Source organism: Rhizobium sp. P28RR-XV, from assembly GCF_012641385.1.
Classification (GTDB): Bacteria; Pseudomonadota; Alphaproteobacteria; order Rhizobiales; family Rhizobiaceae; genus Rhizobium.
Window position 1 is genome coordinate 164391 of record NZ_JABAIG010000004.1, and the last position, 12570, is coordinate 176960.

Here is a 12570-nt window from a genome sequence, read left to right on the forward strand (position 1 = left end):
ATACAATTATCCTACGAACGCGATCTTCAGAATGGCGAAAAGACAGAGCCCCGCCACCACGATCGCGAAGAACGTGTTGAGCATGAGAAGGACGATCTTGCCGAATTCGCCGTGGACATAGTCCTCGATGATGACCTGCATGCCGAGCTTCATGTGAATGACGCCGGAAATCACCATTAGACCGAAAATGACGGCAACGATCGGGTTGGAGATCGCGTGCACGACTTCTGCGTAAGGCGCGCCGGCATAGATCATCAGGAAGATGACGAAGAAGAGAAACAGGGGAACGTTGGCAACGGCGGTCAGGCGCTGGCGCCAGAAATGATCGGTGCCTTCCTTGGCGGAACCGAGACCGCGGACTTTGCCCAGAGGAGTGCGCATATCCATGAGAAATATCCTTTAAAGCATGATCCCGAAAGGCATCCGAGCGCTTCCGGGAACGATCATGCCAATCAACCCAGCCGGATGACGGTGCCGACGATCCAGACCAGCGCGGTCAGACAGATCGAGGCGACGAGCGTGGCCTTGGCCATCCTGGTCGAGACGGCGGGATCGAAACCATGCCCGAGGTCCCAGACGAAATGGCGCAGACCGCCGATCATATGGTGCAGCAGCGCCCAGGTGTAGCCGAGCAGGATGATGCGGCCGATGATCGTGCCCATGATCCAGTTGACCAGCTCGAAATAGCCCTGGCCGGTCGCGGCGGCGATCAGCCACCAGGCGACCAGCAGCGTGCCGAAGTAGAGCGCGCCGCCGGTGATGCGGTGGACGATCGACATGACCATGGTGGGAATGGGTTTGTAGATTTGCAGATGCGGCGACAAGGGCCGGTTTTGTGTGACGTTCGCCATCAGAACCTCGCGGCGTTACGATACGCTTAGAACCCGGATCTCCGGGGCAACGCGCGCACAGGGACATGCAGTGTGCGTTGCATCATTGCGACCATTAATCACCCGGACGCCTATCGACAAGCACAATTGATGTCTGCTTTGAATTTAATCGATTCGGATGCCTCTGCACTTTAGCGAGCATGCAGAGACGAGCCTCCCATTCCGCGCCGTTTACCATTTCGGCAACCCAGACGTGGACTTGGCTGCGGTCTTGGGGCAATCTGCCGTTAAGATTTCATTAACCGACCGAAGCGGGGCGAATCATGAAGCCGCATCTTTTCAAGGCAGCAGCGCTCGTTTTGGCGGCAGCAGCAGCTCTTCCCTTCGCGCCGGCATCGGCGGGCGACTATCGCCACTGGCATCACCACGATCGCTCCGGCATCGTGCGCCTGCCCGAGATTTCGACGCCGCAGCGTGCCATGCAGCAGCAACCGGACAGAATCATTTTCATGGAACGACATGAGGCGGCAAGCGCCGGCACCTATGCCGGCACGGCGGATGTCTACCAGGCCAATGGCGGAACCTATGTGTTGGGCTATGGCGGCTACAATCCCTACGCACATCCCGCCACGACACAGCTGAGGCCGAAGGCGAAAGTCATCGATGTCCGCTATGCCGGCAATCCCTGCTCATATGAAGCGGGCGTCTGCGTTATCAGGCACTAACGGTCTTTAACCGGCAAGAAATCGCCAGACGGTCGTCTTCTTGACCTCGCTATCCTCCAGCGCCCGCGTCACCGGCACTTGATAGGTTGCCTGCGCCTCCAGATGGTCCTTGGGAAGATAGGCCCTGCCGGGATCGCCGACCAGAACCAGCCTCCCCTCACCGGCCAGTCCACGCAGCCAGGGAACGACGCCCGCGGCAAAATCGCGATCATAGAAGACATCGCCGGCAAGGATGACGTCCGCATCCACGGTGCGGCCGATGATGTCATCGCCATTGAAATCCAGAGCGACGCCATTTTCAACGGCATTGAGCCGGATCGCCGTTCCCGCCCAGGGATCGATATCGACGGCAAGCACCTGGCTTGCGCCCGCGCGCTTGGCCGCAATGGCGACAAGCCCCGAGCCGCTGGCAAAATCGAGCACGGTCTTGCCGGCAACGGTCTCCGGGTGATTGAGAATGTAGCGCGCCAGACCCTGGCCGCCCGCCCAGGCAAAGGCCCACAAGGGCGGCGGCAGGCCGATCTCCTCCAGCTCCTCTTCCGTCTTCAACCATAGCTCATGCGCCTCGCTCGCAAGATGCAGCCGGATTTCCGGCACATGCGGCGGCGCCATCAGGCTGGTATTGGCGCGGATGAAGCTTTCCGGATCGGTTTTCAATGAGCCCTACCCACCGAATCAGACCGGCGGATTGTCCAGACCGCCCATGCGGCAGACTTCGAGCCATTCCTCATCCGTCACCGGCTGCACCGAAAGCCGCATGGAGGTGACGAGCGCCATCTGCGAAAGCTTCGGATTGGCCTTGATGTCCTTGAGGGTCACCGGATTCGGCATGTCACGGACGGCGCGGATGTCGACGCATTCCCAGCGCGGATCGTCCTTGGCGGTCGAATCGGGATGCGCCAGCGCGCAGACCTCGACGATGCCGACGACCTCGAGCCCGTCATTGGAATGGTAGAAGAAGCCCTTGTCGCCGATCTGCATGGCCCGCATGTTGTTGCGGGCGAGATAGTTGCGCACGCCGGTCCACTCGGTGCCTTTTGCCGCCGCTTCCTTCTGCTGCTGCCAGGACCAGGAGGACGGCTCGGATTTATAAAGCCAGTGCGCCATATCTCATGCCTCCGGATTGTTGAAGACCCAGTTGAACGGCTTGATTTCGACGCTCTCGAACAGGCCGGCCTTCGTATAGGGATCGGCATCGGCAATCACCTTCGCCGCCTCGACGCTCTCGGCATTGACGACCACGAGGCTGCCGTTCGGCTTGCCTTCGGCGTCCAGGAAAGGACCCGCCATCTTCAGCGTCCCTTCGGCATTGAGCTTGTTCAGATGCTCCAGATGCGCCGGGCGCGTCTCCATGCGCACATTCAGATGACCGGGCTTGTCCTTGCAGACAAAGGCAAACAGCATGTTTTCATTCTCCTAAGAAAATCGAAATCTATGGATGGCGATGGATAAAGCCTTACTGGCGGCAGGTCATCTTGTTTCTGCGCGAAGGGGATTGATGATATCCAGACCCCAAAAGTCTTTTTCGTTGTCCGTGGCCAAAACACAATCATTCACGACCGCTATAGAGGCGATAATCATATCAAAGGCGTTTCTTGGGCGCCCAATCGACCGCCCTTCGGCCATGAGTTGTGCCCAGACCAATCCAGCGCGCTCGTCAAAAGGAAGGATTCGGCCGGCAAATACTACCTGCGGCCCTGCAGGGCTTGAAAACCATGCTTCCAGCAAACTGCGCCTGCGACCCATCGGCATGATCAAAATACCGCGTCGAATCTCGGCCACCACGAGAGATGGAACAAATAAATCATCATCCGCTTGCTCCGCATACCATGCCAGAAGCGCCCGCGAAGGCTCCGGCTTGATCGCATTGCTAACAATGTTGGTATCCAGCAAGTAGCGAGTCACAAATCGATCTCACGCGGCTCGGTCCGCAGCCGTTCGAGATCCAGTTCAGCATCTTCGAGAGGAAAACTTCTAAGCGCAGCAATGACACCGCCCTTTTTTGAAGGCTCTTTCGAGATCGTCTTAGTAACGACATCACGAATGCGGGCCGCTTCGGCACCATCCTCTGCCAAATGCCGTGCCAGCGATCGAAGGAGCGCCTTATCCTCATCAAGCCCCAACACCTCGAATCGCGCCAGACCGCGCTCGCCGAGGCGGGAACGATAGTTCTGGATTGCGCGTTTTTGCGAGCTGGTCATCATGGCCTCCTATATATCCAGTAATATATCCAGAGCACCGTTGATATTCAAGTTATTCCGTGGTGATCGGCCGCGTCATTAATTGCCCGATGGCTGTGGCTATGTCGAGCTTGCCGTCGATGATGGCGGATACCGCGTCGGTAATCGGCATGTCGATGCCGACTTCGTGGGCGAGCCGTGCGGCGATGGAAGCCGCATAGGCGCCTTCGACCAGCGCGCCGTGCGTCGGATCGGCAGCCTTGCCTTCACCGAGCGCGATGCCGAATCGCAGGTTGCGGGATTGATGGCTGGTGGCTGTCAGCACGAGATCCCCGAGGCCTGAAAGGCCGCGCACGGTTTCAGCCTTGCCGCCCTTGGCCGCGACGAAGCGCGACATCTCGGCAAGGCCGCGGCTGATCAGCGCCGCCCGCGCGGAATCGCCGATGCCCCGGCCCTCGACGATGCCGCAGGCGATGGCGAGAACATTCTTCAAGGCACCGCCGAGCTGCACGCCAATGCGGTCATTCGATGCATAGAGACGAAAAGTCGGGCCGGAAATCGCCTGCGCAAGCCTTTCGGCAACGGCGATGTCGGCAGCGGCAATCGCCATGGCTGTCGGCAGCCCCCTGGCGATATCGGCGGCAAAGCCGGGCCCGGAGAGAACGGCGATGGCATGCTGCGATAATTCCCGCTCCAGCATGTCGGTCAGCAGATCGCCGGAAACCTTGTCGATACCCTTGGCACAGGTGACGACGACGGCATCCTTGGCAAGATACGGGCCATAATGGCGGGCGGCGTCGGCCTGCGCCTGCGAGGGCATGGCGAAAAGGACGATGCCGGCATTGGAAACGGCATCCGCCTCGGCCGAAAACTGCAACGAATCCGGCAGCTCGATCCCGGGCAGCACGGCATCATGCATGCGATCGGCGGCGAGATCCGCCATCAAACCGGCTTTCCGCCCGACGAGGGTGACCTCGCTGCGGCCGGTCAATGCGATGACGGCTGCGAGCGCCGTGCCGAAAGCGCCGGCGCCGATGACTGCGATCCGCTCATTGCCGCTCATGCCTTCGCTCCTCGTTTGCCGTGTCCGAGCAGAGTTTCCGCCTTCTGATCCAGCGGCCAGCGCGAACGTGGCTGCACGTCGAGATCGTCAGGGGCCGCACCCGTCGCCATGCGCTCCAGGCCTGCCCAGGCGATCATGACCGCATTGTCCGTACACAATCTCAATGGCGGCGCGATGAAGCGGAAGCCGTTGGCATCGCAAAGCTCCTGCAGCGTGCGGCGCAGCTCGAGATTGGCGGCGACGCCGCCCGCCACGACAAGCGACGGCTTTTCCTCGGTCTTCGGGAATTCCGTCTTGAAGCGCTGCAGGCCACGGCCGATCCGGTCCTTCAAGGTGCGCGAGATCGCCTTCTGGAAGGAGGCACAGATATCGGCGATATCCTGCTCCGTGACCGGCGCGATCGCCGTTGCCGCCTGTCGCACGGCCGTCTTCAGACCGGAAAAGGAAAAATCGAGGCGCGCTTCGCCGACCAGCGGTCGCGGGAGATCGAAGCGATCCGGATTGCCGTTTTTCGCGGCTGCCTCCACGGCCGGGCCACCGGGATAGGGTAATCCCAACAGCTTGGCCGTCTTGTCGAAGGCTTCGCCGAGAGCATCGTCGATGGTCGTGCCCCAGCGCTCGTATTTGCCGACACCGCGCACCAGGATCAACTGCGTATGGCCGCCGGAAACGAGGAGCATGAGATAGGGAAAAGCGAGCCCGTCGGTCAGCCGCGCCGTCAGGGCATGGCCTTCCAGATGGTTGATGGCGTATAATGGCTTGCCGGTGGCGCGCGAGATCGCCTTGCCAGTCATCAATCCGACGAGCAGGCCGCCGATAAGGCCCGGGCCGGACGTGGCGGCAATGGCATCGACGTCTGAGAGCGACACATTGGCGCGTTTCAATGCCTCGTCGATCAGCGTATCGAGCGCCTCGACATGCGCCCGCGCGGCAATTTCCGGCACGACGCCGCCATAGGCGCTATGCTCGTCCAACTGGCTGAGGACGACATCGGAACAGACCGTCGGCGTGCCGTCATCCCGGCGCTCGACAATGGCCGCGGCGGTTTCGTCGCAGCTTGTTTCGATGCCGAGAATACGAAGAACGGATGCCATTGAGATTGTTCGTTGCCTATAGGTCGATTGCGGTAAAGCGGAAATATGGTTACGGGAACTGTCGGTAACAACGGATCAAAGCGGATGCAAACAAAACCTTTCCGGATCGGCACGCGCGGCAGCCCGCTGGCGCTTGCCCAGGCGCGAGAAGCACGCGACCGCTTGATGGCGGCCCATGGCCTTCCGGAGGAGATGTTCGAAATCGTCGTGCTCACCACCAAGGGCGACCGCATCACCGACCGCTCGCTGGCGGCAATCGGGGGCAAGGGCCTGTTCACGGAAGAGCTGGAAGAGAAGCTGACCTCGGGCGAGCTCGATTTCGCCGTGCATTCGGCCAAGGACATGGCGACGAAGCTGCCGCAAGGCTTGGCGCTCAATGCCTACCTGCCGCGCGAGGACATTCGCGATTCCGTCATCGGCCGCACCGCGCCGAGATTGATCGAGCTGCCGCATGGCGCAACCGTCGGCTCGGCATCGCTGCGCCGTCAGGCGCTGATCCGACGCCTGCGGCCGGATATCAACGTCATTACCTTTCGCGGCTCGGTGCAGACGCGCCTGCGCAAATTGGAAGAGGGACAGGCCGACGCGACCTTGCTGGCGCTCGCCGGCCTGAAGCGGCTCGGCATGGTCGAGGTCATCACCGATATTCTCGACCCCGATGAATTTCCGCCCGCGCCCGCGCAAGGCGCGATTGCCATCGAGAGCCGGATCGACGATATCAGGATGAACGACCTGCTCGCCGCCGTCAATGACGGGCTGACCTTCGACGCCGTATCCTGCGAACGCGCCTTCCTGGCCGCGCTTGACGGTTCCTGCCGCACGCCGATAGCCGGCTACGCAATTTGCGAAGGCGATCATCTGCGTTTCTTCGGCATGATCCTCACCCCGGATGGCAAGCAGGTGCACACGACCACCATCGAAGGTCACCGCCGCGATGCCGAGGCGCTCGGCGTCAACGCCGGCCAGGCGATCCGCGCCGAGGCCGGCAGCACCTTCTTCGAAGACTGGACCTGACGAAAGATGCGCGTCGTCGTCACCCGCCCCCGGCATTCGGGTGAACGCACTGTGCGGCGACTGACGCAGATGGGGCACGAAGCCTTCCTGCTGCCGCTCGCGGAGCCTGTTCACCATACAGAAGAAGCGGGGCGCGCGCTCCTGAGCACGCAGGGCGCCATCGCCGTCACCAGCGCCGAAGCAATCCGGGCGCTTGCACCACTAGGCCCCGATCTGGCGCCGCATCTCAGTCGCTCCCTCTTTGCTGTGGGAAAGGCGACCGCCAACGAGGCGGCTGATCTCGGCTTCAGCAATATCGCCATGTCCGAAGGTGGCGGTGCCGAGCTTGCCGACTTGATATCGGGCCATCCGAACAGCCTTGGCGGGGTCCCCCTCCTCTACCTGGCCGGCTCCCCTCGTGCGCCCGGTTTCGAAGCCGGATTGACGGAGTTGCGCCTGCCGTTCTTCACCGTGGAATGCTATCGGATGCGAGACATCGCTCCCGATAGTGCCGTTCTTCGCCGACTTTTTACAGACGCCCGCGCCGATGCCGTTCTGCTTTACTCCCATCAAACGGCGCAGCGCTTTTTCGACCTGCCCTTCATCCGGGAAAATTCCGAAGCCTTTGCCGAGACCCGATTCCTCTGCCTGAGCGAGGCCATCGCCGAGGCTATTCCGGCGCGGACACATTTTCGGGCCGATATCGCCGACACGCCGAATGAAGACCGACTTCTGGCGCTTGTGGCCCATGAGTAACGCCGCAATTTTGATCTAAGGCCTTTCCATAATCGTCTTGTCTGTCTAACTTCGTTGCAGCGCATGATAAAGAGGACCTCATGGTATCGCGAAAACCGCCTAACCATTCGAAGCCCAACGACGAACCGGTCACTATCGATCTGGAAGCCGAAAAAACAGCGCAGGACGCAGCTCCCGAAGACGTGACGGAGAGCAGCCACGATGAAATCGGCACCTCCTCCGCCAATGAAGTGGAAATGCCGCTCGAAACGGACAAGGAGCCGCTGCGCGAGGAATTTCAGGAGCCGGCCGCAGCTCCTGCGCCCGAAGAGCCTCAAGCGACGATGGCACGACAGGAAAATCCTGCGTCTTCCGATGCCGAACGCTCACCCCACCTCGAACGCCCGCAGTCTCGCGAAGGCTCGACCTCGGGCCTCATCGCAGCCGGCATCGTCGGCGGCTTAATTGCCCTCATCGGCGCCGGCGCATTGCAATATGCCGGCCTCCTACCCGGCGGCCGCGCCGCCAAGGAGAGTTCCGCTGATATGGTCGCATTGAATGCGGAGATCGACGGCCTCAAGCAGAGCATCGCCAATCTCGCGGCCGCGCCGGCGGCCAAGCCTGACGAGACCCTTGCAGCCCGCGTCGCGGCGCTTGAGACGAGTGCCGCCAATGGCACCTCGACGGCGGGATCGGGCGAAGCCGCGGGCACGGCATCCAATCAGAAGATCGCCTCGCTGACTGGTGAAGTCGAGCAGCTGAAGGCGGATCTCAGCAAGGCAACCCAGAGCCAGGCCACCTCCGATGCGGAGGTCAGCAAGCGCCTCGACGACGCTGAAAAGAAGCTGAGCGGACCGAGCCAGGAAAGCGCCGTTGCCCGCGCCATCGCCGCGGCTGCCTTGAAGGCGGCGATCGATCGCGGCGGCCCCTTCCAGCCCGAGCTCGACACCTTCGCCAACGTCGCGCCGGATGATCCGGCCGTCGCCGATCTCAAGAACTTCGCCCAGACCGGAGTTCCCTCCCGCGCCGACCTGATCCGTCAGGTTTCCGATGTCGCAACCGCAATCGTTGCGACGACGCAGACCGACGATCCGAACCAAAGCTGGAGCAGCCGCCTAATGTCGGGCGCCAAATCGCTGGTCCAGGTTCGCCCAGTCGGCAATGTCCCCGGCGACGGCATCGATGCCATCGCCGCCCGCTTCGAGGACAAGGTTCGGAACGGTGATCTGCCTGGCGCAGTCACCGAGTGGAACAGCTTGCCCGATGCGGCAAAATCGGCTTCCGCCGCCTTCAAGCAATCGCTGGAGGCCCGCATCCGCGTCGAGGATCTGGTGAGCGACGCCTTGTCAAAGGCGATCGCCAATACCGGGAAACAGAACTAAGGACGGAGCGCAGCAATGATCAGACTGCTTATCTTCGCCATTCTCGTCCTGGCTCTCGGCTATGGTTTTTCCTGGCTGGCGGATCGTCCCGGCGATCTGTCATTGGTTTGGGGAGGCCAGCTTTACCAGACCAAGCTGATCGTCGCCGCCGCGATCCTCATCGCGCTTGTCTCGGCCGTGATGATCCTCTGGTGGTTCGTGCGGCTGATCTGGACTTCGCCGCACTCCGTCACCCGCTATTTCCGCGCCCGCAAACGCGATCGCGGCTATCAGGCGCTTTCGACAGGCCTGATCGCCGCCGGCGCCGGCAATTCGCTGCTCGCCCGCAAGATGGCGGCCCGTACCCGCGGCCTCATTCGCGCCGATCAGGAACCGCTCATCAATCTGCTTGAAGCGCAGGCAGCATTGATCGAAGGCAAGCATGACGAGGCCCGGCAGAAATTCGAGCTGATGGCCAATGACCCCGAAACGCGCGAACTCGGGCTGCGCGGCCTCTATCTCGAAGCCAACCGCCTCGGCGCGCATGAAGCGGCGCGGCAATATGCCGAAAAGGCGGCCGATCAGGCCCCCTACCTGCCCTGGGCGGCGCAGGCCACACTGGAATATCGCAGCCAGGCCGGCCGATGGGACGATGCCATCAAGCTGCTGGACCAGCAGAAGGCTGCCCATGTCGTCGACAAGACCACGGCCAACCGTCAACGCGCCGTTCTGCTGACGGCTCGCGCCGACGACAGGCTGGAGAGCGATCCGGCCGGCGCGCGCGACGATGCGCTGGCGGCACTCAAGCTCGTGGACGATTTCGTGCCCGCGGCGCTGATCGCCGCCAAGGCGCTCTTCCGCGAGGACAAGGTGCGCAAGGCCGCCTCCACCCTCGAGCAGGTCTGGAAGGCACATCCGCATCCCGAAATCGGCAGAGCCTATGTACGAGCCCGCAGCGGCGATTCCGTCACCGACCGCCTGAAGCGCGCCGAACGGCTGGAAGCCATCCGCCCGAACAATGTCGAAGCGCTGCTGCTGACCGCGAAGGCGGCGATGGATGCCCGCGATTTCGGCAAGGCCCGCGCCAAGGCGGAAGCAGCCGCGCGGATCGATGCGCGCGAAGGCGCCTTCCTGCTTCTGGCCGATATTGAAGAAGCCGAAACCGGCGATCAGGGCCGCGTCCGGCATTGGATGGCGCAGGCATTGCGCGCACCGCGCGATCCGGCCTGGGTTGCCGATGGTTTCGCCTCGGAAAAATGGCTGCCGCTGTCGCCGGTCACAGGGCGTCTCGACGCCTTCGAATGGAAAGCGCCCTTTGGCCAGATCGAGGGGCCGGTGGAAGAGGGTTCGACTGTTTCGGTGGATGCGGCGCTGAAGTCGCTCCCACCGGTACGCGAGGCTGCTTCCGCAACCTCGGCGGAAAAGCCAAGTTCACCGAAAGTTGCATCGCCGGCGCGCGATACATATGTCATGGAATTGGAGCCCGCCGTGGCGAAGCCCGCGCCGGGCGCACCCGGAGCAGCGCCGCAACCGGCGCAGCAGGATGCGGAACCGCGGCCTTTCTTCGGCGGTGCGCCGGACGATCCGGGCGTCAAGGATCGCAAACTTGAACCGGAACCCAAGACACGGCTCAAGTTGTTTTAGAGCAATTCCAGCAAAGTGCGCAGCGGTTCTGCGTCTGGAATTGCGTGAGGACAAAACGATGGAGCATGGTGACCCAAGCACCTTGCTCGCCCTGCTTTGAGAATGGAAACGGATGTTTGAACGCTTTCAGGAATTTCTTCATAACCTGACCCAGGACCACCCCAGATCCGGCTTTGCTCCCGATGACCCGCGCGTTGCGGTCGCGGCGCTCTGCATCCAGGTCATGGAGGCGGACGGCAAGATCGAGAACAGCGAGAAGAAAAGGCTGCGCAAGCTCCTGAAGGACCAATATGGTCTCGATGGCCGCCAGCTCGACGCGCTGATCGCCGCCGGCAAGGAAGCCGAAAGCGAGGCCGTCGATTATTATCGCTTCACCTCGGATCTGAAGCGTCATCTCGACGGCACCCAGCGGCTGGAATTGCTCGGCATACTCTGGGATATCGTCTATGCCGATGGCGAGCGCAGCGAGATGGAAGACCACGCCATCTGGCGCATCGCCGACCTCATGGGCATTTCCGACCGCGAGCGCATCATGAAGCGCCAGGAAGCAGCCGCACGCGCACCCGGTTCCAGGGTGGAGACAGGCAATGATGATTGAAGCGTCGAGGAGCGCCGGCCGGCCGATATTGATCGTTTTGCATCAGGAGCGCTCCAGCCCCGGCCGCGTCGGCCAGATGCTGCTGGAGAAAGGCTACGATCTCGATATCCGCCACCCGGTCCTCGGCGATCTGCTGCCTTCCACACTTGAGGCCCATGCCGGCGCCGTGGTCTTCGGCGGCCCGATGAGCGCCAACGACCCGGATGAGTTCATCAGGGCCGAGACCGATTGGCTGAAGGTTCCCCTCAAGGAGAACCGCCCCTATCTCGGCATCTGCCTCGGCGCGCAACTGCTCGCCCGCCATCTCGGCGCCAAGGTCAAGGCCCGCGACGACGGCAAGACCGAAATCGGCTGGTATGCTCTGCAGCCGACGGAAAAGGGCCGCCTGCTGATGCGCTGGCCGCAGATGGTCTATCATTTTCATCGCGAAGGCTTCGAGCTGCCGCATGGCGCCGACCTGCTGGCAACGGCCGAGACCTATCCCAACCAGGCCTATCGCTATGGTGCCAATGCCTGGGGCCTGCAATTCCATGCCGAACTCACCCGCGCCATGATGCAGCGCTGGGTCGTGCACGGCGAACATCGCTTCTGCATGCCGAACGCCCAGCAGGGCCGCGAGCATCTGGAAGGCCGCATGATCTTCGACGCCGCGCTCAAGGCCTGGCTGTCGGAATTCCTCGATCTCGTCTTCGAGGGCAAGCAGGCGATGGCGGCCTAAAGATCCTCGCCTGACGAAAGCGCATAGTCGAATTCATCGATCGCCTGGCGAACCGCTCCCGCATACCGCTTCAGCTTTTCCGCATCCGCCATGAGGGCATCTCTCACGCCTCTCGGGATCTCGATCTGCACGCCGGCACGCCGCTTGCCGCGATTGCAGATATTGCCGGCGGACGTTCCGGCGAGCGCCTCCCCTTTCGCTCTTACGACCGCAGCAAAACCATTCCGGCATAATGCCTCCGCAATCCGATTACGCAACGAGAGCTCGAGGCCACCGACCCAGCTCGTCTCCGGATCGTCCCGATCCGCCCGGCCATGGATGGCGACGACGACCGATGACTTGGTCAAAAGGCTGCCGGCCGCTGGCTCGTCGAAGTTGTCGGAGGTGACATGCAGCTCGTGATGGAGCCTCACCGCGTCAAGTCCTTCGAAGCAGTAGAGGGAAAGGCTCGCACCAGCGATCGCAAGAGCGATCTGCGACGTCGCCGGCTCTATGACGCCGCCGTGCGGAGCGATGACGGCCACATTCGACGACCGATCCTCGATGCGGATGCGATAGTCGACCCCCTCGGTCTCATGCTCGCCAAGCGCCGAAAACGAACGGTATCGATCCGGCTGCCTTGTCATGGC

General features: G+C 62.2%; 17 protein-coding genes. 7 read left to right on the top strand and 10 right to left on the bottom strand.

The window, feature by feature from the left end; all coding sequences use genetic code 11:
• Positions 1-6: 6 nt before the first annotated feature.
• Positions 7-387 (bottom strand): succinate dehydrogenase, hydrophobic membrane anchor protein, encoded by a 381-nt coding sequence (gene sdhD, locus HGP12_RS10160; RefSeq protein WP_168839926.1) that lies wholly within the window; start codon positions 385-387, stop codon positions 7-9.
• A 65-nt stretch (positions 388-452) separates the two neighbouring features.
• Complete coding sequence (sdhC, locus tag HGP12_RS10165) at positions 453-851, bottom strand: succinate dehydrogenase, cytochrome b556 subunit (RefSeq protein WP_168839925.1); 399 nt, start codon at positions 849-851, stop codon at positions 453-455.
• A 302-nt stretch (positions 852-1153) separates the two neighbouring features.
• Between sdhC and HGP12_RS10170 the strand changes: the two genes are divergently transcribed.
• Positions 1154-1555 (top strand): hypothetical protein, encoded by a 402-nt coding sequence (locus HGP12_RS10170; RefSeq protein ID WP_168878731.1) that lies wholly within the window; start codon positions 1154-1156, stop codon positions 1553-1555.
• Positions 1556-1561: 6 nt separating this feature from the next.
• Here HGP12_RS10170 and HGP12_RS10175 read toward each other — a convergent pair whose 3' ends face one another.
• From HGP12_RS10175 to tsaD, 7 genes are all read right to left on the bottom strand, one after another.
• A complete protein-coding gene (locus tag HGP12_RS10175) occupies positions 1562-2212 on the bottom strand; it encodes a class I SAM-dependent methyltransferase (RefSeq protein ID WP_168878732.1) in 651 nt (216 codons plus the stop codon).
• An 18-nt stretch (positions 2213-2230) separates the two neighbouring features.
• Positions 2231-2662 carry an EVE domain-containing protein gene (locus HGP12_RS10180; RefSeq protein ID WP_168839922.1) on the bottom strand — a complete coding sequence of 144 codons (432 nt, stop codon included), beginning with the start codon at positions 2660-2662 and terminating at the stop codon, positions 2231-2233.
• A gap of 3 nt (positions 2663-2665) precedes the next feature.
• Positions 2666-2959 carry a YciI-like protein gene (locus HGP12_RS10185; RefSeq protein WP_168839921.1) on the bottom strand — a complete coding sequence of 98 codons (294 nt, stop codon included), beginning with the start codon at positions 2957-2959 and terminating at the stop codon, positions 2666-2668.
• Between the two features lie 66 nt (positions 2960-3025).
• On the bottom strand, positions 3026-3460 hold the full coding sequence (locus tag HGP12_RS10190) for a PIN domain-containing protein (protein WP_168839920.1): 435 nt from the start codon (positions 3458-3460) through the stop codon (positions 3026-3028).
• Complete coding sequence (locus HGP12_RS10195) at positions 3457-3756, bottom strand: hypothetical protein (RefSeq protein WP_168840081.1); 300 nt, start codon at positions 3754-3756, stop codon at positions 3457-3459. The genes HGP12_RS10190 and HGP12_RS10195 overlap by 4 nt, the downstream gene beginning before the upstream one ends.
• Before the next feature lie 52 nt (positions 3757-3808).
• Positions 3809-4798, bottom strand: a complete 990-nt coding sequence (locus tag HGP12_RS10200) for an NAD(P)H-dependent glycerol-3-phosphate dehydrogenase (RefSeq protein WP_168839919.1) — start codon at positions 4796-4798, stop codon at positions 3809-3811.
• On the bottom strand, positions 4795-5892 hold the full coding sequence (tsaD, locus tag HGP12_RS10205) for a tRNA (adenosine(37)-N6)-threonylcarbamoyltransferase complex transferase subunit TsaD (RefSeq protein WP_168839918.1): 1098 nt from the start codon (positions 5890-5892) through the stop codon (positions 4795-4797). Before tsaD ends, HGP12_RS10200 begins: the two co-directional genes overlap by 4 nt.
• Positions 5893-5976: 84 nt before the next feature.
• Between tsaD and hemC the strand changes: the two genes are divergently transcribed.
• The 6 genes from hemC to HGP12_RS10235 all read left to right on the top strand — a co-directional run bounded on the left by hemC (position 5977) and on the right by HGP12_RS10235 (position 11941).
• The gene (gene hemC, locus HGP12_RS10210) at positions 5977-6906 is read left to right on the top strand and encodes a hydroxymethylbilane synthase (RefSeq protein WP_168878733.1); all 930 of its coding nucleotides are present in this window, start codon (positions 5977-5979) and stop codon (positions 6904-6906) included.
• Positions 6907-6912: 6 nt separating this feature from the next.
• Positions 6913-7641: a uroporphyrinogen-III synthase gene (locus HGP12_RS10215; protein WP_168878734.1), complete on the top strand. Its 729-nt coding sequence runs from the start codon at positions 6913-6915 to the stop codon at positions 7639-7641.
• Between the two features lie 80 nt (positions 7642-7721).
• Positions 7722-9002, top strand: coding sequence for a COG4223 family protein (locus HGP12_RS10220; protein ID WP_168878735.1), 1281 nt, complete (start codon positions 7722-7724; stop codon positions 9000-9002).
• Positions 9003-9017: 15 nt separating this feature from the next.
• The gene (locus HGP12_RS10225; protein ID WP_168878736.1) at positions 9018-10625 is read left to right on the top strand and encodes a heme biosynthesis protein HemY; all 1608 of its coding nucleotides are present in this window, start codon (positions 9018-9020) and stop codon (positions 10623-10625) included.
• 112 nt (positions 10626-10737) lie between these two features.
• Positions 10738-11223 carry a TerB family tellurite resistance protein gene (locus HGP12_RS10230; protein ID WP_168839913.1) on the top strand — a complete coding sequence of 162 codons (486 nt, stop codon included), beginning with the start codon at positions 10738-10740 and terminating at the stop codon, positions 11221-11223.
• Positions 11216-11941, top strand: a complete 726-nt coding sequence (locus HGP12_RS10235) for a glutamine amidotransferase (protein ID WP_409527205.1) — start codon at positions 11216-11218, stop codon at positions 11939-11941. Before HGP12_RS10230 ends, HGP12_RS10235 begins: the two co-directional genes overlap by 8 nt.
• Here the strand turns inward: HGP12_RS10235 and HGP12_RS10240 are convergent.
• Complete coding sequence (locus HGP12_RS10240) at positions 11938-12567, bottom strand: poly-gamma-glutamate hydrolase family protein (RefSeq protein ID WP_168878738.1); 630 nt, start codon at positions 12565-12567, stop codon at positions 11938-11940. The genes HGP12_RS10235 and HGP12_RS10240 overlap by 4 nt on opposite strands.
• Between the last annotated feature and the right edge of the window lie 3 nt (positions 12568-12570).

What these genes read in the sequence shown, in the direction of transcription:
- HGP12_RS10230 (WP_168839913.1), top strand. Translation starts at nt 10,738, where the DNA reads ATGTTTGAACGCTTTCAGGAATTTCTTCATAACCTGACCCAGGACCAC.
- sdhD (WP_168839926.1), bottom strand. Translation starts at nt 387, where the DNA reads ATGGATATGCGCACTCCTCTGGGCAAAGTCCGCGGTCTCGGTTCCGCC.
- tsaD (WP_168839918.1), bottom strand. Translation starts at nt 5,892, where the DNA reads ATGGCATCCGTTCTTCGTATTCTCGGCATCGAAACAAGCTGCGACGAA.
- HGP12_RS10180 (WP_168839922.1), bottom strand. Translation starts at nt 2,662, where the DNA reads ATGGCGCACTGGCTTTATAAATCCGAGCCGTCCTCCTGGTCCTGGCAG.
- HGP12_RS10215 (WP_168878734.1), top strand. Translation starts at nt 6,913, where the DNA reads ATGCGCGTCGTCGTCACCCGCCCCCGGCATTCGGGTGAACGCACTGTG.
- HGP12_RS10170 (WP_168878731.1), top strand. Translation starts at nt 1,154, where the DNA reads ATGAAGCCGCATCTTTTCAAGGCAGCAGCGCTCGTTTTGGCGGCAGCA.
- HGP12_RS10200 (WP_168839919.1), bottom strand. Translation starts at nt 4,798, where the DNA reads ATGAGCGGCAATGAGCGGATCGCAGTCATCGGCGCCGGCGCTTTCGGC.
- hemC (WP_168878733.1), top strand. Translation starts at nt 5,977, where the DNA reads ATGCAAACAAAACCTTTCCGGATCGGCACGCGCGGCAGCCCGCTGGCG.
- HGP12_RS10220 (WP_168878735.1), top strand. Translation starts at nt 7,722, where the DNA reads ATGGTATCGCGAAAACCGCCTAACCATTCGAAGCCCAACGACGAACCG.
- HGP12_RS10195 (WP_168840081.1), bottom strand. Translation starts at nt 3,756, where the DNA reads ATGACCAGCTCGCAAAAACGCGCAATCCAGAACTATCGTTCCCGCCTC.
- HGP12_RS10185 (WP_168839921.1), bottom strand. Translation starts at nt 2,959, where the DNA reads ATGCTGTTTGCCTTTGTCTGCAAGGACAAGCCCGGTCATCTGAATGTG.
- HGP12_RS10235 (WP_409527205.1), top strand. Translation starts at nt 11,216, where the DNA reads ATGATTGAAGCGTCGAGGAGCGCCGGCCGGCCGATATTGATCGTTTTG.
- HGP12_RS10240 (WP_168878738.1), bottom strand. Translation starts at nt 12,567, where the DNA reads ATGACAAGGCAGCCGGATCGATACCGTTCGTTTTCGGCGCTTGGCGAG.
- HGP12_RS10225 (WP_168878736.1), top strand. Translation starts at nt 9,018, where the DNA reads ATGATCAGACTGCTTATCTTCGCCATTCTCGTCCTGGCTCTCGGCTAT.
- sdhC (WP_168839925.1), bottom strand. Translation starts at nt 851, where the DNA reads ATGGCGAACGTCACACAAAACCGGCCCTTGTCGCCGCATCTGCAAATC.